Below are 26,968 nucleotides of genomic sequence, written 5' to 3'. Positions count from 1 at the left end.
AAAATCAATTAGTTTATTTAAATAAACAAGTTAGCTAAGCGTCGTTAGTATGTCATTAAAATTGTCGAACACCCAGTCAGGCTGATAGGTCGCAATACTTTCGCCGTAATTGTACCCATAGGTAAGGCCAATACTTTTTATGTTGGCTGCCTTTGCAGCAAGAATATCATTTTTGGAATCGCCTATCATTACACACTGTGAAGGTGAAATCGTAAACTGTTCGCAGGCGTATAAAAGGGGCAGGGCAGACGGCTTTTTCTCCGCTAAACTGTCACCGCCGATAGTAAGTGAAAACAGAGACGACAACGAGAATGAAGACAAAATAGGCTCAATAAACTCTGAAGGCTTGTTAGTTATCAATACTAGCGTATAACCACGCTGTTTTAACGCATGTAGTGTGTCAAAAACACCATCGTAAAGCACAGTACTTTTAGTTTCTAACGTTCGATAATAGAAAAGAAATTTATCTAACGCAGTATCAACCTCTAATTGCTTACGGTTGTGGTTTATTTTCGTATCCCCACTTAACCCGCGTTCCACTAAAACCCGGGCGCCATTTCCCACCCAGTGTCGTATAACGTGCTCGTCATAAGTTGGTAGTCGATAATCACTTAGCATCTTATTAAGGGCTGTAGCCAAATCTGGCACAGAATCGACCAGCGTGCCGTCTAAGTCGAAAAGAAAGGTATTAATTTCTTGCATTACAAACTTGATTAACTAACAAATGCGATAATCATAACACCGCAGTATCCGTACCGCGGTAGATTTATTAGCCACCTATATTTTGTAAACTATTTACTCAAAATCTTGGTTGCTGATCCAAAGTACTTGATAAGGCTTCATTTGTAAGAAACCGCTGGATAGTGCTATTTCATCACGGGTGATAAGGTCAATCCAGTTATCGGTACCAATAAGGTTAATGTCCGACAGCAGAATAGTTTGTTCTTCATCTGAAATATTACTAATACAGAAAATACTTTGTTTTCTGTCCAAGCTTTGACGCCAATAGCCAAACAGTTGATTATTTAGTTGTAGTGTAAACTGCGTGGCGTTGGGGTGGAATGCAGGCTGTGCTTTACGTATGCGTATAAGCTGCGAGATCCGCGTTAGTACTTTATGATGTTGAGAGAAAGGCGAGTCTAACAGCGCCTCAAGCTCGCTAAAGTCCCAGCGTTTTCTATTTATAGAGCGATTTTGGCCGGTATTAGCAACTTTTTCATAATCGTTAGATGTACCGAGTAAACTGTGGATGTAAATACCGGGAATACCTTCCATACCTAACATAATGGCATGGGCGCAGATAAAGCGGTCAACCTGATATTTGTCCGGACCTTTGATAGTGCCTTGAAGAGCGTCAAATAGCGTAATATTGATCTCATAAGGCTTTTGCTGTCCGTGCTCAGATGCGCGCCACGATACTTTTCCACCAAAATGCTGCATGGCATGCACTAAGTCAGATATTTCCTCTTCAGAAAGTAAGCCTTCTGCTGGGCGAAGTCCAATACCATCGTGGGATGCAATAAAGTTGAAATAGGCTGTGCCGTTTTGCGCCGGCGGCATACTCATCATCCAACTTTTCAAGTACGAGCAATCACCAGTCACCAAGGTGTTTACAAGCAAAGGCGGTAGTGAAAAGTTGTAAATAGCGTGAGCTTCGTTTGCATTACCAAAATACGTCAAATTTTCCCTGTTAGGAATATTGGTCTCGGTAATGATTATGATGGATGGGTCCACATGCTCAATAAGGGTTCTTATCAAGCGAATAACCTCATGGGTTTGGAATAAGTTGATACAATTTGTACCTACAATTTTCCAAAGAAATGCAACGGCATCCAAACGGAAAATCTTAGCGCCTTTGTCGATGTAAAGCTTAATAATATCAATAAAGGCCAGCAGTACTTTCGGGTTTCTAAAGTCAAAATCGACTTGGTCGTGACTAAAGGTACACCAAACGTGTTTAGTACCGTTTGCAGTTTCTGTTTCGCGAAGTAGTGGCGACACACGAGGGCGCGTCACCATAGATAAGTCATCGCTTGGGTCGGCTGTAAAGAAAAAGTCAGATCCCGGACCTTCGCCTTTCACAAAGTTATCGAACCACGCACTTCTTGCAGAGCAGTGATTTATTACTAAATCTGTCATTAGTCCGTAATCAGCGGCTATGGCTTCAATATCGTCCCACGAGCCTAAAGATTCGTTCACAGTGGAATAATCGATAACCGAGAATCCATCGTCTGAACTGTACGGAAAAAATGGCAAGATATGCACATTGTTCACCGTATTCTTACAGTAGCGATGAAGAAACTTGTTCAATGTAACCAGCGGGCGCTCGTCGTCGTCAATAACGCTATCACCATAGGTAATCATGATGATGTCATCTTCATCCCAATAATTGTGATGTGACTTAGGTGACGCAATGTCGGTTTGCTGCTGAATGCCTATTGTATTCATTAGTTCAGTGGCTAGCGTCTCGTAAGAGACGTCTAGCGCTACATCAGCATAAATGCTTTCTAAATGGTGTTTTACTTTGTCATGGAGATGCTCCCATGCCATATTACTTACTCCATATATTCTGCAGTATCGGCTTCAACCGCTTCTAATAATCGTTCTAAAATATCTGGCACCGCACTGGTTACACGGTTCCAGCTTGGTATAAACGGTGTTTCCATCGGGTTTTCTAAAAAGTTTTGCCCCGCTTTCATTATATTGCTGGCGAACATCTCTACCGCTTTTTCTTCGCTATGAATGTCTAAGTTCAGTCCATTCATTACCGCATCATTGTGATAAGTCTCTATAAAGTCTAGCGCAATTCTGAAATAGGTCGCTTTAATCGAACGGAACATCTCATTGCTAAACGTGTAGCCTTGCGTAGCGAGCTTTCTGAAAATTGCCTTTGTAATGTCGATAGACATTTTAGACAAACCACCTTGGTCATTATTAAGCGAAAGGTCTTGGTGTTTATGGTCATAAATATCGCATATATCAGCTTGGCACAGACGGTTGTGTGAATAGTTGCGGTGCATTTCCGACAACACGCCAATCTCTAAGCCCCAGTCGCTTGGTATACGAATATCGTTTAATACATCCCTTCTAAACGAAAATTCACCTGCAAGTGGGTAGCGGAAGCTGTCCATAAACTCCAGGTACTCGTTATCACCCATAATGCGTTTTAGTGCGCGAAGTAGGGGAGTGACCAGAAGACGTGAAACACGACCATTAATTTTGCCGTTAGCTACACGTGCGTAGTACCCCTTACAAAATTCATAGTTGAACATAGGGTTAGCGACAGGGTAAATAAGCTTGGCAAGCAAGTCTTTGTTGTAAGTAACAATGTCGCAATCGTGTAATGCTACAGATTCTGCTCTGTTAGACGCTAATACATAGCCCATGCAGTACCACACATTACGGCCTTTACCTAACTCTTTAGGTGCTAGACCCTGAGACTGAAGTTCTTCGTCAAGCGCTTTAAGACGCGGACCATCGTTCCAAAGTACTCTGTGGTGCTGAGGTAGCTTTCCAAAGAACTTAAGCGCGTGTTTGTACTGTTCTTCATTGGCTCGGTCTAGGCCAATTACAATTTCTGATAAATAGGGAACGCCAGTGAGTTCGTTAACAATATGCGGAAGTGCATCACCTTCTAGTTCTGAAAACAGCGAGGGAAGAATAAGTGCCATAGGGCGCTTTTGTGAAAACTGTAAAAGCTCTGTTTCTAGCTCTTCGGTAGGACGACGAGCCAAATTATGTAACGTAGTAACCACACCATTTTGATAAAAATCAGCCATGTGTCCTCCTGATCATAGGGATAATAATTGAGTAAGCATTTCGTTCCAGCCTTCAGGGCCGGCTAGGGTGCTGGTATAGACCTCTTCTTTTTTTACAGCAGGCGGAGGGTTTACCGGTGATAAAATGCGAATTGGGACGTGCGCCGCTTCAAGCATTGCTACGTCGTTTTTACCATCGCCAAGGGCAATGGTATTTACTTTGGTGGTATGTTGCTTTTGATATTCACTAGCCAGCCACTTAAGCGCTTGGCCTTTATCGCAATTACCTGAAATATGTATAAAACGGCCACCCTCCAGTGGAAAGGCGCCGCGATCTTTTACAACTTTTAAAAATCGCTGTTTCTCGTCGTCACTGCCCAACCATAAAACGGGTTCACCGAACTGACGCTTAGCTGCAAGTGACGCAGACCGCTCATCAAGACCTGTACACTCCTGAATTTCTGCGTTTGACATTTTTGAGAACTGCTTATATTTACCCTCAAATTCGCTGCCAATTTTTTCCAATAGCTTAATCCAATAATTTTTATTGGAGATAAAAGCTTTGCACCAATAGCCGTCTATCCAAACCGTGCCGCTAGGCTTTTGTTTAAAAAAGCCATGGGGGATGAAAATAGCGGCACCGTTCTCAATAATAAACGGCCCGTCTAAGCCAATTCTTTCACGTAATGGCTGTAATTCAGCAAAGGTTTTACTGGTGGTGGGAATAACGGGGATGTCTTTTGCTTCTAATGCCGTTAAAGCCGGTTTCGCCGCCTCGAAAGAGTAGGTATGGTGGTCTAACAGCGTGCCGTCCATATCGGTGAAAACAAGCGTTTTCGTCATCGTTTTACGTCCTGTTTAGTTATCGTTCTTGTTTCATCAAGATAAAATACGGTATCGCACTTTTCAGGCAAATGCGCTAACGCGTGTTCAGTGATGCGCTGATAGTGTTGCACAAAGTTTGCCACTTCTTCATCAGACATAACGCCGTCGCTATCAATGGAAGCTTTTTGGGCAAGTTTGTGTTCCTGTTCTAACCGCCATTGATAAACACAATCAAAACTTGGCGCTTTAAGCATGATGCGATAGTCAATTTTGTCGAAGAGTGTTTGGTAATCGCCTGCTAATTCGGTATTAACAAATGAACGCCAAATGCTTAGTGGATCCTCAACTTCTTCAAGGTGATTCACGGGGCGCTTTAATTCGCCAGAAGCCTGAGGTGACGCACCCACACACCATCCCTCTAGTATGATGAAATCAGGTGAAGATTCTATTACAGGCCACTGCTCTGGCGGGAATGGGTTGTCCGTCGCCTTGTTAAATCGAGGTAGGGACGTCCGCGTGCCTTTAGCTAAACTACGAAGCGTATTTAAAGCTAAGGTAACGTCGTGTGTACCCGGTACACCTCGCGTTGCTAGTAGCGGATGCACTTTAATTGCTAGCGCATTACGCTGAGATTGATCGTAATAAAAGTCATCAATAGACAGTGAAACAACTTGTTTATTATGTACTGATGAAAGGAAAGATTCGATAAAACTGGTCAGAGTAGATTTACCTGAGCCCTGACTTCCATTTATACCGACGATGAAAGGTTTTGTTGCACCTTCTTGGTGCTTAAGCAGCTGCTTGCATAATGGTGTGAACCATTTTTGTGCAGTTTCTGCATAGCTACTTGGCAATTGGTGCGTCGTTAAAAAGCTATGTATATCCATGTTGTCACCTTAATCAATGCAGAATTCGCACGTTCTTCTTATTAAGATAACAACATTTGTGCCAATCGGGTAACTTGCTAGGTACCCTAAGGATTACTTCTTATTTGCTACGATAACGGCCCGTTGTGGTGCAGGATAACCTTCTATGGTGCGAGTAATATCTTCTTGATCGAGAAAATCTTTCAAAGATTGTGATTCCATCCATGACGTTGCACGTTGTTCGTCTAGGGTAGTGTGGTTAACATCCACAACGCGGATATTTTCAAATCCCAGGCGACCTAGCCATACAGAAAGAGCGGCGGTACTGGGTAAAAACCAAACATTTCGCATTTGCGCATAGCGCTCACCGGCCATTAGCACAGTGTTTTCGTCACCATCAACAACAAGGGTCTCAAGTATTAACTCTCCACCTTTCCTTAGCTGATCTTTAAGCTGCTGTAGAAAGGCCATAGGATCTTTGCGATGATAAAGAACACCCATCGAAAATACAGTGTCAAAGGCTTTCAGTGGCTGCATCTCTTCTATGCCTAATGGCAAAAAGTGAATGTTGTCACAAGGGGTTGTGGAATTACTGATAAATTGCTTAATGGCGTGAAACTGAATAAGAAACAATTGAGTAGGATCTATACCCACTACTTTTTCGGCCCCTTCGCCAAGCATACGCCACATGTGGTAGCCACTACCGCAACCTACGTCTAAAACGTTTCGGTCTTTTAAAGAGGTAATGTGAGGTGCTACACGGTCCCATTTCCAGTCTGAACGCCACTCGGTATCTATGTGAATGCCATGCAGGTGGAAAGGGCCCTTACGCCATGGCATAAATTGTTTCAGCAAACCTTCTATTTGCTTTTGCGTGTATTCGTCAACGTCGTCTTTCGTGCCTATCGAAACGCTCGATGAAAGGTCAACATGGCTTGGATAGGTCGATGGCAGTTTTCCAAGCATCCGGCACCATTTATCAAATTCGCCGTGCTTTGCGTCTCGCTGCCAGTCGTCCATTTGGGCAGGTAGGGTTTGCAGCCAATGTGAAAGAGGGCTGTCTATCAACGATTTGTAGCAATCGTTAAACCAAGTCTGTTCTAGTTTACTCATAGTCTTCTTTATATGTATTGAAATCGAAATAACGCGAAGTTTAAAAGACGCTAGTGCCTAACTTTTAATGGCGACCATGGACGTAAAGTTATAGCACTTGTACCACATCACTACATCTGTAAACCCTACTTTTTTCAGGCGAGTTTCATGTTCACTGAAGGTGTCGGTTAACATAACCTTCTCTAGCGCTGCGCGTTTTTGACTTACTTCTAGCTCGCTGTATCCATTGTCGCGTTTAAACTGGTGGTGTAAGTCTACAAGTAATTCGTTTCCATTGAGGGTAGGGTGACGAATTTTCTCTGACAATACTAAAATACCGCCTGGGTTTAGCCCATCGAAAATGCTTTTTAATAGTGCTTCGCGGTCAGCTGGTGGTATAAACTGTAAAGTAAAGTTCATAACAACCATGGACGCGTTATTTATCTCAATATCTTGCGCAAAGCCATGCTGTATGGAAATAGGATTTGGAAGTGAAAACGTTTGAACAACACGCTTACAGCGTTCAACCATGGCTTCAGATGCATCTACACCTATAATTTTACATGTTTCGCTAGGCAGCGCCCTAGCTACAGATAGACTCGCAGCACCTAAACTACAGCCAAGGTCGTATACCACAGAATTTGAAGTGACTGCAGTTTTAGCTAATTCGCCTATGGTGTGAACAATCGTTTCGTACCCGGGAACTGAACGCTGAATCATATCAGGAAACACATCAACGACAGACTCATCAAACTTAAAGTCATCTACTTTATTGAGTGCCTTTGCATAAATATTGTCGTGTTTCTTCACTGTGAATCTTCTATTAGCCAATTTGGGGCGCAATTTTACCGTCTGATACGTAAATGCCAATGGAAAACGCTAAATTTGTCAGTTTTTTACAGGATTTTTCAGTATTAGGTCTTTTCGTTACTGGTCTAAAGTATTAATCTATACTCATAATAGAAAAAGGAAGCAGTAACGCTAATGACGAGAATTCTAGTAGCAGACGATCACCCATTGTTTCGCGAGGCATTGAGCGGCGCGTTGGAACCTTACTTTGAAAATGCACAAATAATTCAAGCCGGAAGTTTGGACGATGCATTGGCAAAACTTAACGAATTCGACGGCGTTGAGCTAGTGCTTCTTGATCTTAACATGCCAGGCGGTGAATATTTTAACGGCCTTATCACATTACGTGAACAGTATCCAAACATCCCTATTGGTGTAGTTTCAGGTAGTGATACGGTTGAAGTAGTAGCTCAGGTGATGAGCCTAGGCGCACAGGGTTTCATCCCTAAAGTATCGCAAACGCGAGAAATTGCTCAAGCTATCGTAGATATCATCGGCGGTAAGAAATGGCTTCCAGAAGGTATGGAAGAAGAGCTTGAAAAAGTGGATGATGAATTGAAAGTGTTACTTCAACGCTTCCGTGAGCTAACGCCAAAACAAATTCAGGTGCTTTCGTATTTAAGAGCTGGCCTGATGAACAAACAGATTGCTCATGAAATGAATGTTACCGAAGCAACTATCAAAGCACATATCAGTGCCATACTGCGTAAACTAGAGATTAATACTCGTACGCAGGCTGTGTTATTAATGGATAAGCTTCAGCTAAGCTAACCGCAATTTGCTTTAAAAAAAAGCCGGATTATTCATCCGGTTTTTTTGTCTTTAAAGTTCTGTTTTTAAAGTAATATTGCCGCTCTCGGTTACAATGTCTAAACCTTTATCAGGTACATGATCAAACTGCTTTTGGCGTTTCAAGAGTAACGTTGTTGATGAGTTATCGTCCTCTAGAGAAGTAGCAGTGTCCGCTAACTTAGTAACATAAACCGCCCAGTATTCAACATGCGGTGTTGAAAAGTCTTTATGAAACGCGATACCGATTTGATCTTGCTCTTCATAAAACGGAAGTTCGCCTAATAAGTGCTGCCGATGAGAGGTAGACCTTTTCAATGCATACCAAACATCATCAGCCGTAGTGTACCCGCCCGCTAACGCTTCAACTTGGTTGCTCATAGCCTTACCATAATATTCAGGTAGAGAAAGCCCCGCATTTCGAATGCGAGTGTTAGGGCTACCACCTAAAAAATGTGAAACTAAGCCTCTGTCGGCCATATCTTTCACCTTAGCCTCAGCTAATGCAACGAGCGTTGGGTTGCACTGCAACAGATTGCGTTTTTGACCTTTATCGTTAGCAATAAGTAAAGACAAAGCTTGTGCTTGCTCAGTATTACCGCAGGTTACTGGGTTGGCGAAGCTAGTACTTTGTGCAGTCAGAGCAATTAGCGTAGCTATAATGAATTTTTGACAAAAAAGGCCGCTTTCGCGGCCTTCTTTTCTAGGGTTTGAACTAAGCAGCTTTACCACCTCGTTTCTTAGTAGCTGACGTTGAGTTAACTTTAGCTACTAACTCTTCGTGATCGAAATCATCAACGTTGATGGTGCGAAGTCGTCCTGCTTCTGTCTTGCGTAGCAAGTTCGCTTCTTCTTCGTTAATAATATCTTCAGTTAATGCCTCATCAGCTAGTACGTCCAATCGAGTGAACGGTAGCTTGGCTTTCTTGTGCTTACAAATGCGCTCGAAGATAGGTTCACTTGCCAATACATCGTCAAGTGTTTGTTCTAGGTCGCCAAACAAACTGCCTTCCTCACGAGTTAGATACTGGCCATAGCCTAGACGGCTACGTGCAGTTGAAGGCGTTTGAAGCATTTGCGCAATAGCATGCTCTGTTTTATCAGAAGGCTTGCCAATACGACGACCAAAAGGAATAACCATAACGCGAAGCGCTGCTGCAACTGCGCGGTTAGGGAAGTTCGCTAAGAAGTCATCAATTGCAGTTTCAATGTCGTGCAATGTGGTTTGCATCGCCCAATGAAGAAGCGGAAGATCTTCTTTCAAACGACCTTCTTCGTCAAAGCGCTTCAAAGTAGTGCTGCCCATGTATAGACCACTTAAAATGTCACCTAAACGCGCCGACAAGCGCTCGCGACGCTTAAGGTCACCGCCAAGTACGCCCATAGAAACATCAGTAAGAAGTGCTAGGTTAGCGCTATAACCTTGAAGCAGTTTATAGTAACGCGCTGTTTCATCAGTAAATGGCGCACTGCTAAACGCACCATTAGTTAACGAGAACCAAATACTGCGAACCGTGTTAGCTACCGCAAAGCCGATATGACCAAATACTGCCTTATCAAACGCTTGAAGAGCCTCTTTCTTGTCTTCAATAGATGCAGCTTCAATTTCTTTAAGCACGTATGGGTGACAACGCATTGCGCCTTGACCAAATATCATCATGTTACGAGTAAGGATATTTGCACCTTCAACCGTAATTGATACAGGTACGCCTTGATAGCCGCGGCCCAAGTAGTTGTTTGGCCCAAGCATTACGCCTTTACCACCGTGAACGTCCATCGAGTCATTGATGACTTGACGCATTTTCTCAGTTAAATGGTACTTACAGATTGCCGAGATAACAGAAGGTTTCTCGCCTAGGTCAACACCCACTGTTGAAAAGCGCGTTACGCCATCCATTAAGTAAGCATTACCACCAATACGCGCAAGCATTTCTTCAACACCTTCCATATGACCTACAGGCATACGGAACTGACGACGAATACGTGCATATGCACCGGTTGCAAGTGAAACAGATTTTGCACCACCAGCAGCAGAAGAAGGTAGGGTAATACAACGTCCTACTGATAAACATTCTACAAGCATGCGCCATCCGCGACCCGCCATCGCTGGACCACCGATAATGTAATCGATAGGTACAAAGATTTCTTCACCCTTGATAGGGCCATTCTGGAATGGTGTATTAAGAGGGAAATGACGACGGCCAATTTCTAGACCTTTAGTGTCGCGAGGGATAAGCGCACAGGTAATACCCGGCTCTTTGTTATCGCCAAGAAGACCTTCAGGATCTTGCAGTTTAAAAGCAAGGCCGATAACTGTAGCTACAGGTGCAAGAGTGATATAGCGCTTGTTAAAAGTAAGGCGCATACCCAGTACTTCTTCACCGTTCCATTCGCCTTTGCAAACAACACCAACATCTGGAATTGCGCCAGCATCTGAACCTGCTTCAGGACCAGTTAATGCGAAACAAGGGATTTCTTTACCCTCTGCAAGGCGAGGTAAATAGTGATCTTGCTGCTCTTTCGTACCATAGTGTTGCAGTAGTTCACCCGGGCCTAGTGAATTTGGTACACCAACTGTGCTTGATAGCACCGCACTTACACCTGCCAGCTTTTGTAGGACACGTGATTGCGCATAAGCTGAAAATTCAAGACCACCATATTCTTTCTTGATGATCATGGCGAAGAATTTGTGTTCTTTAAGGAACTGCCAGATTTCAGGAGGTAGGTCCGCATCTTTGTGGTTTATCTGCCATTCATCGACCATAGAGCAAACTTTGTCACAAGGGCCATCTAGGAACGCTTGCTCTTCTGCAGTTAAGCGACCTTTAGGGATGCGATGAAGCTTGTCCCAGTCTGGCTTACCGCTAAAGATATCGCCGTCCCACCAAACGGTACCCGCATCAATAGCTTCTTGTTCTGTGCTCGACATTTCGGGCATAACTTTGCGATAAAAGGCTAGCAACTTTTTAGAAATGTGTTGTTGTCTAATATTAGCAAGTGTGAACGGCAGCGTTAAAGCAAGGTACACTACCCAACCTAGTAGGCCGATATCACCGAAAAGGGTGCCTAAAATCATAACACCTGCGCCCATGGCAACAGCTGTTACCAAGCTGGTACGCTGATAGCTAGCAATCGCTAGTGTCAGAACGACCAGTAAAAACCATATAAAATCTGCCATACTTCACTCCTGAAAGGCGTTAAACGTTACGCTTGTCATATCTTCGATTCTGTAAAAACGCTTCAAACAAAAGTCGTTAACGATCGAGGTCTGACCAGCATGCTGTAAACCTATTATTTAATAAGGCAAAGATCAAGATTTTTACATGAATATTCTATTAACAGCGACATAAATAATAGGGTAGTGGACCTTACTACTGATAAGTATAGACGTTACTGATATAGCGTGATTGGAATTATGAATTGCGCTTTTTATTTGGAGCCTACCGCAGCTAGCTTATGTCGCAATTTGTTAATAAAAAAGCACGCCTGAATCTAATTTTAAGCGTGCTTTTTTGTATTTTAAATAAGTTTGTTACAAAGAGAGCTGGAGCGCTTTAGCTCTTTTACAGCATTTCAAACGACTTGAGCTTGATATCTCCTTGCTCATCTCCTTCTTTAAATTGCTGAAGTCTGACTAGCGTATAGTTGAGCGAAGGTGCGAACCATGCAAAGGTTTCGCGTTTCTTAGAATCGCGAATAAGTTTTACTTTAACTGCTTCAACTTCTCCAAAAGGCAATGACAATACTTCTTCATCTACCACTTGCACGCCGTAGTGGCGTAGCTCGCCACGGTAGTTAACAAAGTTATAGTCTAGGGACGTTTTACCTTCGGCAAGCTGCTTGGCTAGATCTATTCGATAAATTTGATTATCAAATTCACCATTCCATTCAAAGGTTTCGCCATTTTCGACTTTAATCTTCCCTTGACCTTGTTGGCTAAACGTAACTTTGAGCTCTTTATCCGGCCCAGTTCCCGAGCGGTTGTAGTAATACTCAGAAGGTACAACCGTATCTTCGTTTACCGTGAAGATCGAGTGCTCGCTGCGCTTATCTGATAAGAAAAACTTTGATACCTTGGAGGTATAAATCAAGGAGTATTGTTGGTTCCCTAAGTTCGAAAGCTCAATATTCGCTTCGCCTACGTCGTCACCCCATTTGTAAGCGGTATACGTAGCCTTGTAAGGCTGAAGCGGAAGTTCAGCTTTCTCTGCACTGGACATTGTTTGCGCGTTCCCTGAGAGGGATACCGCTAACAGTGCACCAACAGCAAAAGGCTTAATCGCTTGCATAACCAGATTCTGGTAGTTCTTGCTCATCTAAAACTGCCTTATTGTTTCGCATCGATAATCGACCAGCACTAAACCATGATAGTACTAGCGGATAGATGCGGCGTTCTTGTTCCTGAACACGCTCAGCCAAGTCGCTAGCTGTGTCTTCATCAAATACAGGCACACGACTTTGAATGATAACCGGGCCACCATCAAGCTCTGGTGTAACAAAGTGCACACTTACACCGTGCTCTTTATCTCCATTATCGATGGCTCGCTGATGCGTATTCAAACCTTTGTACTTCGGCAACAAAGATGGGTGAATGTTCACTAATTTTCCAGCAAAGCTATCGACAAACTCTGGAGTTAGGATGCGCATAAAGCCAGCAAGCACAACACAGTCAGCACCAAAAGCATCAATTTGTGCTTTAAGTGCTTCGTCATAAGACTCGCGAGTATCAAAATTAGTGTGATCAAGGCACACGGCTTCGATGCCTGCTTCTTTAGCGCGCTCAAGACCATAAGCGTTAGGACGATTGCTAATTACGCCGCTGATTTTAGCGTTAAGACGGCCGCCTTTTACTTCATCAATAATGGCCTGCAAGTTACTACCATTACCAGAAATAAGTACGCATATTTTAGTTACACTGCTACTCACGCGTTGATCTCTACTTGCTCTTCGCCGTCTTTTGCAGCGATGTCACCAATAACCCACGCATTTTCACCATGTTGCTTAAGGATGTTTAGGGCTGCATCGGTATCGCTTCCGTCAACAACGATAACTAAGCCAACACCACAGTTGAAGGTGCGGTACATTTCATGACGCGTTACGTTACCGTTTTCTTGAAGCCAAGAGAAGATAGCAGGCCATTCCCATGAACTTTCATCAATTACCACTTTCGCATCTTCAGGAAGTACGCGAGGGATGTTTTCCCAGAAGCCGCCACCTGTTATGTGTGAAATTGCACTAACCTGAACCTCTTCAAGCAAAGCCAATACCGACTTAACGTAAATGCGAGTAGGCTCAAGTAGCTGGTCAATGATTGGCTTACCGTTCAGATCAGCATTTACATCAGCGCCGCTTACTTCGATAATTTTTCTTACTAACGAATAACCGTTAGAGTGTGGGCCCGACGAACCTAAAGCTATGAGCTTTTGGCCTGGTTTAACGTTCGTGCCGTCAATAACGTTATCAGCCTCAACTACACCAACGCAGAAGCCTGCAATGTCATAATCGCCATCGTGATACATACCAGGCATTTCAGCAGTTTCACCGCCAATAAGTGCACATCCCGCCTGTTCACACCCTGCGCCAATGCCAGTAACGACTGACGCCGCAACGTCAACATCAAGCTTACCTGTTGCGTAATAGTCTAGGAAAAATAGCGGTTCAGCACCTTGCACTATTAGGTCGTTTACACACATTGCTACAAGGTCAATGCCTACACCGTCATGACGATTCGCATCCATTGCCACTCTTAGTTTAGTACCTACGCCGTCAGTACCTGAAACAAGTAGCGGCTTTTTATATTTTGTAGGTAGTTCGCAAAGTGCACCAAAACCACCCAAATTACCTTTAACTTCTGGTCTGTGGGTTTTCTTGGTAACTGATTTGATGCGTTCAACAAGTTGATTGCCTGCATCGATATCTACGCCTGCATCTTTGTAACTTAAAGAGGTTTTATTTTCGCTCACGGTTGGGCCCTGAAACTAAGAGGTAGAAAACCGCGGATTCTACCAGCAAGTCGGCACAAGTCCAATTTGTGACGGCTATTTTATGCGCTTTTTGATCTTTTTTATTTTAAGGGTGAAATTAAATTGAATATAAAAGACAATAGAACACTATCTTTTGGTGAATATCTTGCTAAATAAAATGTCTTGCTCTGATATTAAGAGAGAGCAACGTGAATGTTGGGCTGCTTTCAAGCTTTATTTGAAATGTGTTTGGCTCATGATTGGGTAGGTAAGGAATTGATTTTTAGAGGGTATGGAGTGTCAATGTTGACGGCAGTAATGCGTAACACCAATAAGGCAAAGAAGCAGAGAGTAGGTTTGAAACGAATACTGTGTGTCTCTCTTTTTGCAATACTTAATTACAGTGCAAACACGCACGCCGCTCAGCGCGTTGTTGTTAATGAAGCGCAAATTCAAGTCGAAGATCAAACTCAGCGCACTCAGCAAACAGCGCTCAAAAAAGCGCTCAAGCAAGTATTCATTAAAATGTCGGGCAGCACGAGTGTACTTGACAACGCTGGTGTCAGAGCGGCATTAACATCGCCTCAGTCGCTACTTCGTTCATATCGCTTTGCGTTTGATAACAACAGAACTTATTACATTGCTGAATTCGATCAGGCGAAACTTAATGAAATTTTGCAGCGAGAATTGCTTCCGCTTTGGGGAGACAGACGCCCAGAGACTATAGTGTGGCTAGCACAAGAAGACGAGAACGAAACTCGTACTATTCTTGACGAATCACTCGATACTGAGCTTCAGCGCGCACTTAAACAAACGGCTAAACAGCGTGGTGTGCCTCTCAGCCTCCCTCTAATGGACCTAACAGACAGCGTTAATATTTCTACCTACGACGTGTGGGGACGATTTGCTGAGCCGCTGCGTAAAGCTTCTATGCGTTACAGCGTCGATAACATTATCGGTGCCAGGGTATATCGCAATGACCCAAATGCAATACCAGATTTACCTGAAAACGTTGTGCCGTCTGGTACCGTTGATTCATTAGATAATGTGCTTAATGAAGAAGCTCAGACTGAGCGTTACGATGGTCAACCAAACGATTCAGCTAACGCTGAATCGAACCCGTCGCAAGGTAATGGTGATAGCCCAATAAACGAGAACGCTGCTCTTACTGGTCAGCCTAGTGAAAATGTTGAAGAAATATCGCCTACAGGGCAACTCGCAAACACAACGGAACCATTCACTATGGACGAATTTGCGAATTACGCTAAAAGAGCAGACGAGGGCGACTTCGCGCTGGATTGGATTTTTATTGGCGGTGGTAAAGTAAGCTACGGCAGCATCTATGGAGATTCACCGGAAGATTTAGGCAATGCACTGGTAGACGCGTATTCAAACTATTTGTCATCGCTTTATGCGGTTGTGGGTATTGAAGAGTCTGAACGAGAAGTAATTACAGTCTCAATCGCCAACGTTGGTTCCATTGCAAGCTATGCCAGTGCCACAGACTATTTGAACAGCTTAAGTGTTATTGAAAACGCAACCCTCATTGAGCAATCAGGTACCGTGGCTACTTATTCGTTAACGTTAGTCGGTACGGTTGACGATTTACTCAACAGCGTCAAATTAGAAAACAAACTACGCCCAGTAACTGACGCCTACGGACAAACCGTCAACGAAAACAGTTTCTATTGGAGCAACTAAATTAGCATGCAGCTGCCTTTGCCTGTAACGTTACCTGTAGACGAAAACTTCGATAGTTTCGTTTCTACGGGTAACGAAGAAGTGGTTTCAGTGCTTGAGCAGATTTCAGAAGCGCTACCGCTTTGGCGAGATGCCTCGAAATTAAGCGCTTTAGCTTCATTGCAACTTCCATTACTTACCTTATTAGGCAGCAGTGCGGTTGGTAAAAGTCACTTGCTTTTTGCCACCTGTCATCAGTTAGCAGGCAGATCTGTCAATCACCTGTATTTAAATCTTAATGACTTTAAAGCTTGGTCTTTAGATATCTTCGAAGGCTTGGAAAACCTGTCGCTGATAGCGTTAGATAACATACACGCCATAGCGGGTGATAAGCGCTGGGAAGAAGCGCTGTTTGATTTATTCAATCGCGTTATGGAAGCTAAACAGGCCATGGTGATTTGCACCAGCCATTTAGGTCCATCAAACCCAGCATTCGTGCTACCTGATTTGCGTTCCCGCTTGGCATGGGGCGTTATTTATCACGTTAATCAGCTTGATGATAGCGGTCGTGAGGAGGCGGTACGCCTGCGCGCTGAAGAGCGGGGCCTTAAGCTTTCAAACCAAGCGCTACAGTTCTTGTTAAATCATAGCGAACGAGACCTAAAAAGCCTGATGTCTTTGCTAGCCAGGCTAGACACCCGCTCACTCCAAGAACAAAAACGCCTGTCGGTGGGCATGGTTAAGCGCGAGCTTAACCTAAACTAGCTAAGCGGGAGCTCAACCTGATTTAGCTAAGCGTTACGGTCGGCCTTGCTCAAAACGCGCTTTTTCTTCTTTCATTTCTTCTTTAAGCTTTTTAATGCCTAATCCTAGTTCGCGACCACGCTTTCTGGCGAAGGCGCTGCATCCAACGAACATGCCGGTACACAAAATAATTTCTACTACCGCATACCAGCGTTCAGCAGGCACGGCGTAGGCAACGGTACACCCGTGAATAAGGTAAAATAAGACAACAAAATTTGCCCAAGCGTGAGTATATGGCTTGCCTTTCAATACACCCCAATAGGGTAACAATAAGGGTAAAATATAGAACAACGCAATAAATACTGGGGAGTAAGTATGCTCTTTAGTAAATGTAAATTGCCAAAGCGTTATCCATATAATTAGCCCAGTGTGACTGATAAGTGCTAGATAGCGAAAGAAACGCGTATCTGGTGCCATGTTTATTCTCCGAAGAAATCAGGTTTTAATATTTATCTAAACGTTGTGTCTATTCGCGTTTGTCGTATCGCGAATCAATCGTTATTTGCTAATCTTTTTGCAAACGTAGCCAGGCGCTTACCTTGAGCAAAACACAGCGCTTTTTCATCTGCGCTCAATTGTTGCGGAGCACTTAAACTGTGGTGCGCGACATGTGTTACGCCATAGGGGCTACCACCCATGGTTGTATTGTGCAGTTCTGGCTCGCTGTATGGAATACCGCAAATTACCATACCGTGATGGATAAGCGGTATCATCATAGACAACAGCGTGGACTCTTGGCCGCCATGCATGGACGATGACGAAGTAAAAACGCAGGCCGGTTTATCAATCAGTGCGCCCTTCAACCATTGGCTGCTTGTTGAGTCTAAAAAGTGTTTAACTGGCGCGGCCATATTGCCAAAGCGAGTAGGGCTACCAAGGGCCAACGCGCTACATTGCTCAAGTTCCTGAATTGTAACCTCAGGGACTGTACTAGAAGCAACATCTGAGACATCTTCAGACGTGCTGCTCAATTCGTTAATACTTTTAACTTTGCGCACTATAACCGGCACATTTTGTGACGATATTCCCTGGGCGATAGCATCGGCTAAACGCTTGGTGCTGCCATGTCGGCTGTAATAAAGTACAAGAACGGGTTGCACTACAAAATGTCCAATACCGATTCAGGCGGTCGACCGATACGTGCTTTCTCGCCTTTAATAACAATTGGGCGTTCGATTAGCTTAGGCGTCTGAACCATGGCATCAAAAAGTGCTTCATCAGACAATGCTTCGTCCCCTAAATTAGCGTCTTTGTACTCTTTCTCTTTTGTACGCATCATACCCCTAACCGATTCAAGGTTAAGTTTTTTAAATATCGCTTTAAGCGCTTGGGCATCTAGGGGATGTTTTAAATATTCAACCACAACTGGCGCTTCGCCTTTTTCTTCAAGTAGCGCAAGCGTTTGTCTGCTCTTAGAACAGCGTGGATTATGAATAATAGTAATATCTGACATATAAGCCCCTTTTTAAGGTTGTTACTTTTGGCGCGAACTATTGCGTTTTTGCTTCTTAATATCAAGCAGTTTAAACCTAGTTATTAATAAAGTGCGCAATATACCTCTGCATCGCGCCTAATCAGCGAGGTGTTTAACAAGTAGTATTTTAAAATCTGTTAGAGAAGGGGGGAAGAATCTGGCACTATGACTAAAACAAATATAATTAGAGGGTTGCATGTCGTTCTCACCTTTAAATAGCAATATGGGCAAAACTAATCCGCTACTTCTTATCACTCTTTTTATTACAGCGTCTTTAGCTGGGTTTTTTACTTATCAGAGTCTTCAGAATGACTTTGAAACCTTGGATGGGCAAACATATAGCTGGAATGGTCTTAAAGGGCAGTGGGTAATTGTGAACTACTTTGCGCCTTGGTGTGCGCCATGCCTTCGCGAAATGCCTGAATTAGCGTCATTTCATCAATCTTTACCTAGCGGTACGCAGCTATTTGCAATTAACTACGACCCCAAAACAAAAGCTGAATTGACAGCAATGTCAAAAAAATACGACATTGCTGTGCCAGTTATTGTTAGTTCTTCCGATACTAAGCTACCCATGGCTAAGCCTCCATATTTACCTGCCACTTTCATTGTGGGCCCAGATGGAAAGATCAAAGATACGATAATGGGTGAAGTGACAGCTGACGGCTTGCATCAGCGCCTTATTAAACTAAAAAGCGCTGAGCGAGATTAAGTCAACAGTGTATAGAACAACGGTAGCGCTGTACATTAACGCACTACAAACGCACTATAGCCGTTCTAATCGTTCTTCCTGATCGCGAAACTGCTTTATGCGCGCCCTAATCCGTTGCTTTGCAAGGTGATTATCACCCGCAAAATTGTAAGCATATTGAAGTTCATCTACTGCGCGATTGTATGCGCCATAAAGGGCATAGACTTCCGCTTTGCTTTGGTGCATTTGGGAGAATTGCTTAGCTTTTTGATACGCTTCACTCATCAATTGGTGGGCTATTTGATAATCTTTTCTGACCAGTAGAAAATCCTTGAGCAACGAAATGGCATCATCATACTTTTGTGCACTGATATAGGCGTTCGCCTGATTTAGCGCAAGAACCTGATTTCTCGGGTTATGTTGTACGTGAGGCGTTAACATTTCTACCGCTTTTAAAGGTTGTCCTAAAGAGATGTAAATATCAGTCATAGCATCGAGATAGAAAAGATTATCTCCATCGCCGGCAATAAGCTTATCCATCACTTTTTTTGCTTTATCAATTTGTTCGTTTCGCATGTAGGCGAGTGCTAAACCGTAAAGCGATGCTTCTTTACTCCGCTGAACATCTTGGTTTACCGCTGCTTCAAAATATTCCATTGCGTAATCTGCTTTAAACGAATAGCGCGCCTTTATTCGTGCTTTCGCTAATTCAAATTGTTTGTTAATGGGAAGATAACGTCTGGGATAATCCCCAGCGCGATTCCTTGCATCAGCAATACGGGTTTCAGTTAGGGGGTGAGTTAGAAGTCGTGCAGGCGGTCTAGAAACCATACGGTATTCTTCTGCCATTGTAGAAAAGAAGGAGGCCGCAGCGCTTGGATCAAAACCAGCTCTTGCCAGCATAGCAATACCGATTCGGTCTGCTTCTTGTTCATTTGTCCGTGTATAGTCAATTTGAAGCTGAGCCGATGCTGCAGAACCTGCCTGCATGGCCGCAATACCTGCTTCAGGATTAGCCATAGCAATGAGTACGCCACCAATAAGCGAAGCCAGTGCTAAAGGCGATGAGCGTCGTTGAGCTTGCATACGCCGTGCAATGTGGCGCTGCGTAACGTGTGAAATTTCGTGAGCAAGTACTGAAGCCAGCTCGCTCTCGTTTTTAGCTCTACGCATTAAGCCCGTATGTACGCCGATATGACCACCGAAAAACGCGAAAGCATTTATGGCGTCGTTGTTAACCCAGAAAAACTCGAAGGGGAACTTTGCATTGTCGGCGTGGACAACTAAACGATTGCCTACATCTTGCAAATACTCGTCCAACACTGGGTCTGAGATAACCGGGCTTTGCCCGCGCATTTGGCGCATTACGGCATCGCCTACGATCATTTCCTTATCAAGTGATATAGCGTCTGAAGCAACCACACCTATCTCAGGTAGTGCATTTTTATTGCTGTAATTGGCATCTTGTGCAACAGCCGTTAGGCTCGATGTGAGCACAAAGGAAAGGGCAACCAAAGATGCTGAAAAATGTTTTCTCATGAACCTACAATTATTGTACATGTTTAATACTGCATAACGCTTAGAGCACTAAGTTGCTAAACAGTTTCAAAATTTATTATTTTCTTATATCTACTTTTTCAGTAGACGAAATTTAAAATTTAGCGTTGTTTTACTAACACGAGTCAGACAAATACTAGAGCGAACTTCCAGAAGTTATCTAATTTAGTCAGATGCTTGGACTATATCGGTCACACGCTTCTGACTATTTCAGCCAAACGCTTCGCAGGTATTACGACACGTTGACCTAGTTTAGTTAACAACTATCTACACTCTCACTCTACACGCTAATAGTAATACTGTAAAAACATCATACCAGTTTGATTTTGAAAGATTCTTAACTACTACTTATTGCTAATTGCTAGTGCTATCAACTATGATGCGTGTCCTATTCTTGGTTATTTCTAGGCGTTTCTATGATTAGCGTTTTTGGTCGTTGGTACCGACGCAAATTTTCCGATCCTGATGCGGCAATGCTGCTCATTTTGATTCTTTTAACCACAACAGTGTTGCTATTGTGGGGCGAGCTAATTATGCCTGTACTGGTTGCAGCGGTTATTGCTTATCTGCTTGACTGGCCAGTAAGTCGTTTAGTGAGTGTTGGCGTTAGTCGCACTTTGGCATGCGGCGTGGTAATGCTCGGATTTATCACTATCACTATTTTAACCTTGATTGGATTGGTTCCAATTATCTCAAAGCAGAGTGTGAATCTTATTCAAGAAACGCCGTTAATTTGGCAAAAAGCCCAAGAATGGATCTTAACGCTTCCTGATAAATACCCAGATTACGTACAGGTGTATCAAATCCATCAGATGATGGAAGGCTTAAATGAAAAGCTAGTAGAAGTAGGAGAAACCCTGATTTCCGCTTCGTTCAGTAATATCGCCAATCTAGCCGCACTGCTTGTTTATATGGTGCTGGTACCCTTGATGGTATTTTTCATGCTGAAAGACAAGCTTTTCTTTCTAGACAGCATTTCTCGTTTATTGCCAAAAGAACGCCGCTTAATTACTCAAGTGGGCCACGAAATGAATTCTCAAATCGCTAATTACATACGCGGCAAAGTGATTGAGATTATTATCGTGGGTGTAGTGAGCTGTGTGACTTTTGTTCTTATGGACTTGCGTTATGCCATTTTGCTTGGCGTTTTAGTTGGCTTTTCTGTACTCATTCCCTATATCGGTGCTGCAGTGGTCACAATACCCGTGGCTGTTGTTGCAATGTTTCAGTGGGGAATATCACCAGAGTTTTGGTATCTAATGATAGCCTACGGCATTATTCAGGCATTAGATGGTAACTTATTGGTGCCGTTATTATTCTCTGAAGCGGTTAGTCTTCACCCGCTTTATATTATTGTTGCTGTTTTAGTCTTTGGTGGCCTTTGGGGCTTTTGGGGCGTGTTTTTCGCCATACCACTTGCTACGTTGGTAAAAGCTGTGGTTACTGCGTGGTCAAGTAATCCTGTTGCAATTCCCGAAGAGGCAAAGTAGCTAACACTAAGTATAAAAAAGCCCCGATATTTGCACGTTATCGGGGCTTTTTTGTTATGTGAAAAATTTAGCTGTTCAGGTAATCAAGAACAACTGTGTGGTGTTCTTTTGTTTTGAATTTATTGAAAACATGCTCAATTACACCGTTCTCGTCAATCAAGAAAGTTTGACGGTGGATGCCATCATATTCTTTACCCATGAACTTTTTAGGCCCCCACACACCAAATGCGTCGGCAACAGCATGGTCTTCATCAGAAAGCAGGGTGAAATTAAGGTTTTCTTTTTCTATAAACTTAGGCAGTCGCTTAACCGCATCTGGGCTTACACCTAGTACAACCACGTTCTTCTCGGTCAGTTCTTCATTAACATCACGTAATCCCTGTGCTTGAGTTGTACAGCCTGGCGTCATTGCCTTAGGGTAAAAATACACGAGTACTTTTTTACCTGCGTAATCAGTTAAAGATACGGTTTCGTCATTTTGGTTCTGCAATGAGAATTGTGGAGCTTTATCACCAGCTTGTAACGTTTTCATTGGGATCCTTCTTGTGTTTGTCTACTACTTTGCCTGTCACGTTTAACGATTTGAACAGGGACATTAGATCAGATTCTAAAACATCGATATTTTCATCTGAAGTAAGCGAAACAATAAATTTGCATCGCATGTTGTCTTTACCAGTGGCTTTGTCTTTGTAGGTTCGCTGTCTAAACGCACTAATCATGGCATCTCGCTCTGCGAAAAAGCCGGTAACGGCTTTAATCAGGCCCGTTTCGTCTTCACCACTAAATTCAACATTAAAGAGGTGCGCGAGATTTTGCTTTTCATGGTGACTCGTTCGCTTCATCATCGACAGCAAATCAAGGCGCTGAAATAGTGCTGGTAGTATGCACTCGGCTTTTGTAATAGCTGTTTGCGTTCCCTCTATGATCATAGTCAACGAGAACTCTTTGCCATATATAGCTTGCCTGCTATCTAAAATATTGCACTGAGCTTCTGATACCGTTGTTGCAATTTCGCTTAGGATGCCAGTGTTGTCTGTACCTAAAATGGTAACGATAAGTTGTTGTTTCGACATCTACTTCACTTCAATGGTAATAATGTCGGGATGTTAGCACAGAGTTTTTTTAGAAGTCAGCGCCTTTTTCCCGCCTTTGAATAAGATATTGTCAAATTCTTGTCATTTTACATGCGCTATTACTTGTGTTTAAGCACTGACATAATTACCATGTGCGTTCACATTTTGCGGAGAGATTATGTTTACTGGTAGTTACGTAGCACTCGTCACGCCGATGCTCGAAAACGGCGATATCGATTACAAGTCTTTAGAGAAACTTGTGAAGTTTCATGTAGAGCAGGGCACTCATGGTATTGTGTCTGTTGGCACTACAGGTGAGTCAGCAACACTACCGTTTGATGAACATATCAACGTGGTTAAAGAAACAGTAGCAATGGCATCAGGTGCTATCCCTGTTATTGCTGGAAGTGGTGCAAACTCTACTGCTGAAGCAATTTTTCTTACCGAGCAATTAGGTGCTACAGGTATAGATGGTTTCTTAAGCGTGGTGCCTTACTACAATAAGCCGCAACAGGCGGGTATGATTGCCCACTTCAACGCCATTGCCGATGCTAGCGACTTGCCTGTGATCCTATACAATGTTCCGGGCCGAACCGTAGCTGACATGCTTCCTGAAACCGTTGCAGAATTATCTGCCCACAAAAATATTGTTGGTCTTAAAGATGCAACCGGTGACATTGCTCGATTAAAAGAAACCCAGCCTCTTGTTCCGGAAGACTTTGTCATTCTAAGTGGCGACGATGGCACAAGTGCTGAATTCATGTGCGAGGGCGGGCATGGTGTCATTTCAGTTACCGCTAACATTGTACCTAAAGCTATTGCACAAATGTGCGAAACTGCCCTCAATAAAGATTTCGATAAATGTCGAGAGATCGACGAATCAATCAAGCTATTGCACAGTGAGCTTTTCATTGAACCAAACCCTGTAATGCCTAAGTGGGCGTTATACAAAATGGGAATGATGAAAAGTGCTGTTATGCGATTACCTATGGTTTTACCGGAACTATCAAGCCAAAAACGTATCGAAGAACTACTAAAAAAATACGCATTGATTTCTGGTTAATAAGGAATACAGATGAAAAGAACGCTGGCTATAGCAAGTTCAGTAGCGATGGTTGCACTTGCAGGTTGTTCAAGCCAAATAGATAGAAAGACCGCTTCTGGTAGCTACGAGTACTTAAAAACTAAAGAACAAAAGACCTTAGAAGTACCTCCTGGCTTAGATGCACCTACCTTTTCGAGAGACTTTGCTTTACCAGAGGTAGGTAAAGAAGCAGACCAGTCGCTTGTAGGTAAGAACTTGATGGTTCGTTCTCCTGCGTTGGTTCTTCCTTTAGTTACTGGCTCTCACGTGGAAGAAGGTAAGAGCTCAGCAACGATTTGGTTTGACCAAGTTGATGATAGCCAACCGCTAAGCCAAGCAATCTGGAACTCATTATTAAGTTTCTTAGATGAGCAGGGAATAGGTGTAGATAGCTTTAGCCCGGAAGATAAAGTTTTGATCACTGATTGGATGGTCATGACAAAGGAAATTGATGGCCCTTGGTATAGCTTTATCGACGAAGAAAGCGAGATAGGTCGCCGTTTTGAATTCAGCCTGGATGTCAAACCTCATGGTCGTAGCGCTGCATTGACGGTTGATTTAAAAGACTACATGCAAACCGTTGGTAACGACGTAGTTGCAGACGTTTCTTCTTTGGAAGAGCGTCGCGAAGAAGTTGAAGTATTAAACCAGGTTATCGGTCATTACGAATACCAAATTCAGCTTGCTGAAACGCGAAGAATTGCGAAGATTCGTCAAGGTATTAATACGGAAATGGGCTTTAACGATGACGGGGACCCAGCGTACATCGTGGAAGCGCAATATGACGTTGCTTGGCCTAGAATGCTTTTGGTACTTCGCAAACTTGGGTTTGATGTTAAAGATTTAGATAAATCAAATGGCCTGCTATTTATCACTTATAATGGTGACCAGGGTAGTTGGTGGGATGGTTTATTCTCAAGCGATGCTGAATTACTCGAAAAGGGTGATTATCGTTTGAAAGTTGCAAAAGCGGGTGCAAATCGCACATCAGTTACTTTCATGAACAATGAAAGTGTACCGTTTGAAGCAAATCAGGTTTCCGACCTTTACAGTGCATTTGCTGAGGTCATGTCAGAAGATAACCTTGATATATAACTGAGACTGAGAATGGAAAAACGCGACGAGCTTTACCGCGGTAAAGCAAAAACTGTTTATTACACTGATGATAGCGATAAACTAATTCTTCACTTTCGAAACGACACTTCAGCGTTCGACGGTGAAAAAATAGAGCAGCTTGATCGCAAGGGTGAAGTAAACAACAAGTTTAACCACTTTATAATGACTAAGCTTGAAGAAGCGGGCATTGCAACACAAGTTGAAGCTTTAGTTTCTGATACTGAGTCTTTGGTTAAAAAGCTCGACATGATCCCTGTCGAGTGTGTGGTGAGAAACTTGTCTGCTGGCTCTTTAGTGCGCAGACTAGGTGTGGAAGAAGGTAAAGAGCTTAACCCACCTATTTTCGAGTTTTTCCTTAAAAACGATGCGCTTCACGACCCAATGGTGAATGATTACCATATTCTATCATTTGGCTGGGCTACAGAAGCACAAATTGCCGAAATGAAGGCACTAACCTTTAAAGTAAACAATGTACTTAAAGCATTGTTTGACGAAGCAGGTATGTTGCTTGTTGACTACAAACTAGAGTTTGGTGTCGATAAAGACGGCAACATCGTGTTAGGCGATGAGTTTACTCCTGACGGCTGTCGCTTATGGGACAAAGAAACCCGTAAGAAAATGGACAAAGACCGTTTTAGACAGGGGCTTGGCTCGGTTGTAGAAACTTACATTGAAGTTGCTGAGCGTTTAGGTTTGTCTCTGTAGATACAGACCTGCGTGTAGTTTGAATGAAAGAGGACCTTCAGGTCCTCTTTTTTTGTTTAAGCCTTTATGACTAACATTTAAAAGTTGGTTATTTGAAGAAAACTCTTTTAAGTTATTATTTTAACGATACATTCTTTGAAAGAATGAATATTTAGAAATAGAGATATGCGCAAAGGAGCGGTCATTGTTTAAAACACTTTCTTTAGTCACGGTAGCAATGGTTGCTTTTGCTGCAAATTCGTTACTGTGCAGAATGGCGCTGGCAAATACAGATATTGACCCCGCTAGCTTTACCGCGTTGCGCTTAATAAGCGGTGCACTAGCACTCACGTTATTGTCGCTCTTTTCTTTGCGAAAAGCAGCAGGGGATTCAAGCCTTTGGGTTAACCTAAAAAGTAATGCAACCTTCCTCGGTGGCGCGTCACTGTTTTTGTACGCACTGTGCTTTTCGTATGCCTATATTTCTATGGCTACTGGCACCGGGGCATTGTTGTTATTCGGCGCAGTTCAGCTAACTATGATTAGCTTTGGACTAGCAAGAGGAGAACGGTTTAAGCGTTTTCAATGGCTAGGTTTTCTTTTAGCATTCGCTGGTCTAATAATTTTGTTACTGCCGAGTGCATCGGCGCCGCCACTTTTAGCTGGCATAATCATGGTCACTGCAGGTATTGCGTGGGGCGTATATTCGCTGTTAGGCAAAAAAAGTAAGTCCGCCTTGTTTGCTACATCGGGCAACTTCATATACGCATCTATTTTATCTATTCCCTTAGTTGGGTTTCTATTATCGCTAAATAGTCGTGTATTAGTGTTCGACAATACTGGCGCCTTATTAGCACTTGTTTCTGGCATTGTGGCATCAGGATGTGGTTATGCAATTTGGTATAGCGTGCTGCCAGTTATCAAATCAACTACTGCTGCCACAGTTCAGTTAAGCGTTCCAGTAATCGCAACTTTGATGGGATGGGCTATACTTGGTGAGCAACTTAGCATTCAGGTTGTTATCGCTTCTATCATGACGCTGGGTGGCATCTACTTAGTTATAAAAAGGTAGCTAGCCACGCGAAAGATAATGCATTCCCTTTTAAATAGCACATATTTAATTGGTGGTCTTTCTACAGATTGTTCACCTTCACGCTTTTTTATAAAGGTGTA

General features: G+C 43.1%; 27 protein-coding genes. 9 read left to right on the top strand and 18 right to left on the bottom strand.

Features of this window, described 5'->3' with window-relative positions:
* Positions 1-30: 30 nt before the first annotated feature.
* The 7 genes from ACYTPF_RS16605 to cmoA form a co-directional block, all read right to left on the bottom strand.
* On the bottom strand, positions 31-702 hold the full coding sequence (locus tag ACYTPF_RS16605; RefSeq protein WP_461852988.1) for a phosphoglycolate phosphatase: 672 nt from the start codon (positions 700-702) through the stop codon (positions 31-33).
* Between the two features lie 93 nt (positions 703-795).
* Positions 796-2,550 (bottom strand): sugar phosphorylase, encoded by a 1,755-nt coding sequence (locus ACYTPF_RS16600; RefSeq protein WP_461852987.1) that lies wholly within the window; start codon positions 2,548-2,550, stop codon positions 796-798.
* Between the two features lie 5 nt (positions 2,551-2,555).
* On the bottom strand, positions 2,556-3,779 hold the full coding sequence (locus tag ACYTPF_RS16595) for a glycosyltransferase family protein (RefSeq protein ID WP_179983578.1): 1,224 nt from the start codon (positions 3,777-3,779) through the stop codon (positions 2,556-2,558).
* A 12-nt stretch (positions 3,780-3,791) separates the two neighbouring features.
* The gene (locus ACYTPF_RS16590) at positions 3,792-4,601 is read right to left on the bottom strand and encodes an HAD-IIB family hydrolase (RefSeq protein WP_179983577.1); all 810 of its coding nucleotides are present in this window, start codon (positions 4,599-4,601) and stop codon (positions 3,792-3,794) included.
* Positions 4,598-5,470 (bottom strand): kinase, encoded by an 873-nt coding sequence (locus ACYTPF_RS16585; RefSeq protein WP_461852986.1) that lies wholly within the window; start codon positions 5,468-5,470, stop codon positions 4,598-4,600. The genes ACYTPF_RS16590 and ACYTPF_RS16585 overlap by 4 nt, the downstream gene beginning before the upstream one ends.
* A 93-nt stretch (positions 5,471-5,563) precedes the next feature.
* Complete coding sequence (cmoB, locus tag ACYTPF_RS16580; RefSeq protein WP_461852985.1) at positions 5,564-6,562, bottom strand: tRNA 5-methoxyuridine(34)/uridine 5-oxyacetic acid(34) synthase CmoB; 999 nt, start codon at positions 6,560-6,562, stop codon at positions 5,564-5,566.
* 57 nt (positions 6,563-6,619) lie between these two features.
* Positions 6,620-7,351 carry a carboxy-S-adenosyl-L-methionine synthase CmoA gene (gene cmoA / locus ACYTPF_RS16575; RefSeq protein ID WP_461852984.1) on the bottom strand — a complete coding sequence of 244 codons (732 nt, stop codon included), beginning with the start codon at positions 7,349-7,351 and terminating at the stop codon, positions 6,620-6,622.
* Between the two features lie 174 nt (positions 7,352-7,525).
* On the opposite strand from cmoA, the gene ACYTPF_RS16570 reads away from it, so the two are divergent.
* The gene (locus tag ACYTPF_RS16570) at positions 7,526-8,161 is read left to right on the top strand and encodes a response regulator transcription factor (protein WP_179983573.1); all 636 of its coding nucleotides are present in this window, start codon (positions 7,526-7,528) and stop codon (positions 8,159-8,161) included.
* A 51-nt stretch (positions 8,162-8,212) separates the two neighbouring features.
* Here ACYTPF_RS16570 and ACYTPF_RS16565 read toward each other — a convergent pair whose 3' ends face one another.
* The 5 genes from ACYTPF_RS16565 to purM form a co-directional block, all read right to left on the bottom strand.
* Complete coding sequence (locus ACYTPF_RS16565) at positions 8,213-8,911, bottom strand: CAP domain-containing protein (RefSeq protein WP_461852983.1); 699 nt, start codon at positions 8,909-8,911, stop codon at positions 8,213-8,215.
* Positions 8,895-11,357 carry an acyl-CoA dehydrogenase FadE gene (gene fadE / locus ACYTPF_RS16560; RefSeq protein WP_461852982.1) on the bottom strand — a complete coding sequence of 821 codons (2,463 nt, stop codon included), beginning with the start codon at positions 11,355-11,357 and terminating at the stop codon, positions 8,895-8,897. The genes ACYTPF_RS16565 and fadE overlap by 17 nt, the downstream gene beginning before the upstream one ends.
* Before the next feature lie 385 nt (positions 11,358-11,742).
* Positions 11,743-12,495: a DUF3108 domain-containing protein gene (locus ACYTPF_RS16555; protein ID WP_461852981.1), complete on the bottom strand. Its 753-nt coding sequence runs from the start codon at positions 12,493-12,495 to the stop codon at positions 11,743-11,745.
* Positions 12,455-13,105, bottom strand: coding sequence for a phosphoribosylglycinamide formyltransferase (gene purN, locus ACYTPF_RS16550; protein WP_461852980.1), 651 nt, complete (start codon positions 13,103-13,105; stop codon positions 12,455-12,457). Before purN ends, ACYTPF_RS16555 begins: the two co-directional genes overlap by 41 nt.
* Positions 13,102-14,142 carry a phosphoribosylformylglycinamidine cyclo-ligase gene (gene purM, locus ACYTPF_RS16545; RefSeq protein ID WP_461852979.1) on the bottom strand — a complete coding sequence of 347 codons (1,041 nt, stop codon included), beginning with the start codon at positions 14,140-14,142 and terminating at the stop codon, positions 13,102-13,104. The genes purN and purM overlap by 4 nt, the downstream gene beginning before the upstream one ends.
* A gap of 303 nt (positions 14,143-14,445) precedes the next feature.
* Between purM and ACYTPF_RS16540 the strand changes: the two genes are divergently transcribed.
* Positions 14,446-15,843: a DUF2066 domain-containing protein gene (locus tag ACYTPF_RS16540; protein ID WP_461852978.1), complete on the top strand. Its 1,398-nt coding sequence runs from the start codon at positions 14,446-14,448 to the stop codon at positions 15,841-15,843.
* Positions 15,844-15,849: 6 nt separating this feature from the next.
* Complete coding sequence (hda, locus tag ACYTPF_RS16535; protein WP_179983566.1) at positions 15,850-16,587, top strand: DnaA regulatory inactivator Hda; 738 nt, start codon at positions 15,850-15,852, stop codon at positions 16,585-16,587.
* A 33-nt stretch (positions 16,588-16,620) separates the two neighbouring features.
* Here hda and ACYTPF_RS16530 read toward each other — a convergent pair whose 3' ends face one another.
* From ACYTPF_RS16530 to arsC, 3 genes are all read right to left on the bottom strand, one after another.
* Positions 16,621-17,043 carry a DUF2069 domain-containing protein gene (locus ACYTPF_RS16530; RefSeq protein ID WP_461852977.1) on the bottom strand — a complete coding sequence of 141 codons (423 nt, stop codon included), beginning with the start codon at positions 17,041-17,043 and terminating at the stop codon, positions 16,621-16,623.
* A gap of 74 nt (positions 17,044-17,117) precedes the next feature.
* Positions 17,118-17,726: an NAD(P)H:quinone oxidoreductase gene (gene wrbA, locus ACYTPF_RS16525; protein ID WP_461852976.1), complete on the bottom strand. Its 609-nt coding sequence runs from the start codon at positions 17,724-17,726 to the stop codon at positions 17,118-17,120.
* The gene (arsC, locus tag ACYTPF_RS16520; RefSeq protein WP_461852975.1) at positions 17,726-18,079 is read right to left on the bottom strand and encodes an arsenate reductase (glutaredoxin); all 354 of its coding nucleotides are present in this window, start codon (positions 18,077-18,079) and stop codon (positions 17,726-17,728) included. The genes wrbA and arsC overlap by 1 nt, the downstream gene beginning before the upstream one ends.
* A 217-nt stretch (positions 18,080-18,296) precedes the next feature.
* Here arsC and ACYTPF_RS16515 point away from each other — a divergent pair, with 217 nt between their 5' ends.
* Complete coding sequence (locus ACYTPF_RS16515) at positions 18,297-18,812, top strand: TlpA family protein disulfide reductase (RefSeq protein ID WP_461852974.1); 516 nt, start codon at positions 18,297-18,299, stop codon at positions 18,810-18,812.
* A gap of 54 nt (positions 18,813-18,866) precedes the next feature.
* Here the strand turns inward: ACYTPF_RS16515 and bepA are convergent, their stop codons facing one another.
* On the bottom strand, positions 18,867-20,330 hold the full coding sequence (gene bepA / locus ACYTPF_RS16510; RefSeq protein WP_179983561.1) for a beta-barrel assembly-enhancing protease: 1,464 nt from the start codon (positions 20,328-20,330) through the stop codon (positions 18,867-18,869).
* Between the two features lie 434 nt (positions 20,331-20,764).
* On the opposite strand from bepA, the gene ACYTPF_RS16505 reads away from it, so the two are divergent.
* Positions 20,765-21,838, top strand: coding sequence for an AI-2E family transporter (locus tag ACYTPF_RS16505; RefSeq protein ID WP_179983560.1), 1,074 nt, complete (start codon positions 20,765-20,767; stop codon positions 21,836-21,838).
* Positions 21,839-21,905: 67 nt separating this feature from the next.
* Here ACYTPF_RS16505 and bcp read toward each other — a convergent pair whose 3' ends face one another.
* Together bcp and ACYTPF_RS16495 are read right to left on the bottom strand one after the other, a co-directional pair.
* Positions 21,906-22,370 carry a thioredoxin-dependent thiol peroxidase gene (gene bcp, locus ACYTPF_RS16500; protein WP_461852973.1) on the bottom strand — a complete coding sequence of 155 codons (465 nt, stop codon included), beginning with the start codon at positions 22,368-22,370 and terminating at the stop codon, positions 21,906-21,908.
* The gene (locus tag ACYTPF_RS16495) at positions 22,348-22,911 is read right to left on the bottom strand and encodes a glycine cleavage system transcriptional repressor (RefSeq protein ID WP_179983558.1); all 564 of its coding nucleotides are present in this window, start codon (positions 22,909-22,911) and stop codon (positions 22,348-22,350) included. The genes bcp and ACYTPF_RS16495 overlap by 23 nt, the downstream gene beginning before the upstream one ends.
* Positions 22,912-23,089: 178 nt before the next feature.
* Here ACYTPF_RS16495 and dapA point away from each other — a divergent pair, with 178 nt between their 5' ends.
* From dapA to ACYTPF_RS16475, 4 genes are all read left to right on the top strand, one after another.
* Positions 23,090-23,974: a 4-hydroxy-tetrahydrodipicolinate synthase gene (gene dapA / locus ACYTPF_RS16490; RefSeq protein WP_179983557.1), complete on the top strand. Its 885-nt coding sequence runs from the start codon at positions 23,090-23,092 to the stop codon at positions 23,972-23,974.
* Between the two features lie 12 nt (positions 23,975-23,986).
* Positions 23,987-25,090 (top strand): outer membrane protein assembly factor BamC, encoded by a 1,104-nt coding sequence (gene bamC, locus ACYTPF_RS16485; RefSeq protein ID WP_461852972.1) that lies wholly within the window; start codon positions 23,987-23,989, stop codon positions 25,088-25,090.
* A 12-nt stretch (positions 25,091-25,102) separates the two neighbouring features.
* Positions 25,103-25,816 (top strand): phosphoribosylaminoimidazolesuccinocarboxamide synthase, encoded by a 714-nt coding sequence (gene purC, locus ACYTPF_RS16480; RefSeq protein WP_179983555.1) that lies wholly within the window; start codon positions 25,103-25,105, stop codon positions 25,814-25,816.
* Between the two features lie 184 nt (positions 25,817-26,000).
* Positions 26,001-26,867, top strand: a complete 867-nt coding sequence (locus ACYTPF_RS16475) for a DMT family transporter (RefSeq protein ID WP_461852971.1) — start codon at positions 26,001-26,003, stop codon at positions 26,865-26,867.
* The last annotated feature ends 101 nt before the right edge of the window (positions 26,868-26,968 follow it).

It is taken from the genome of Alteromonas sp. HB246098 (genome assembly GCF_054890645.1).
The sequence above is the reverse complement of the archived record's forward strand: the minus strand, read 5'-3'. Positions and strand labels throughout refer to the sequence as shown.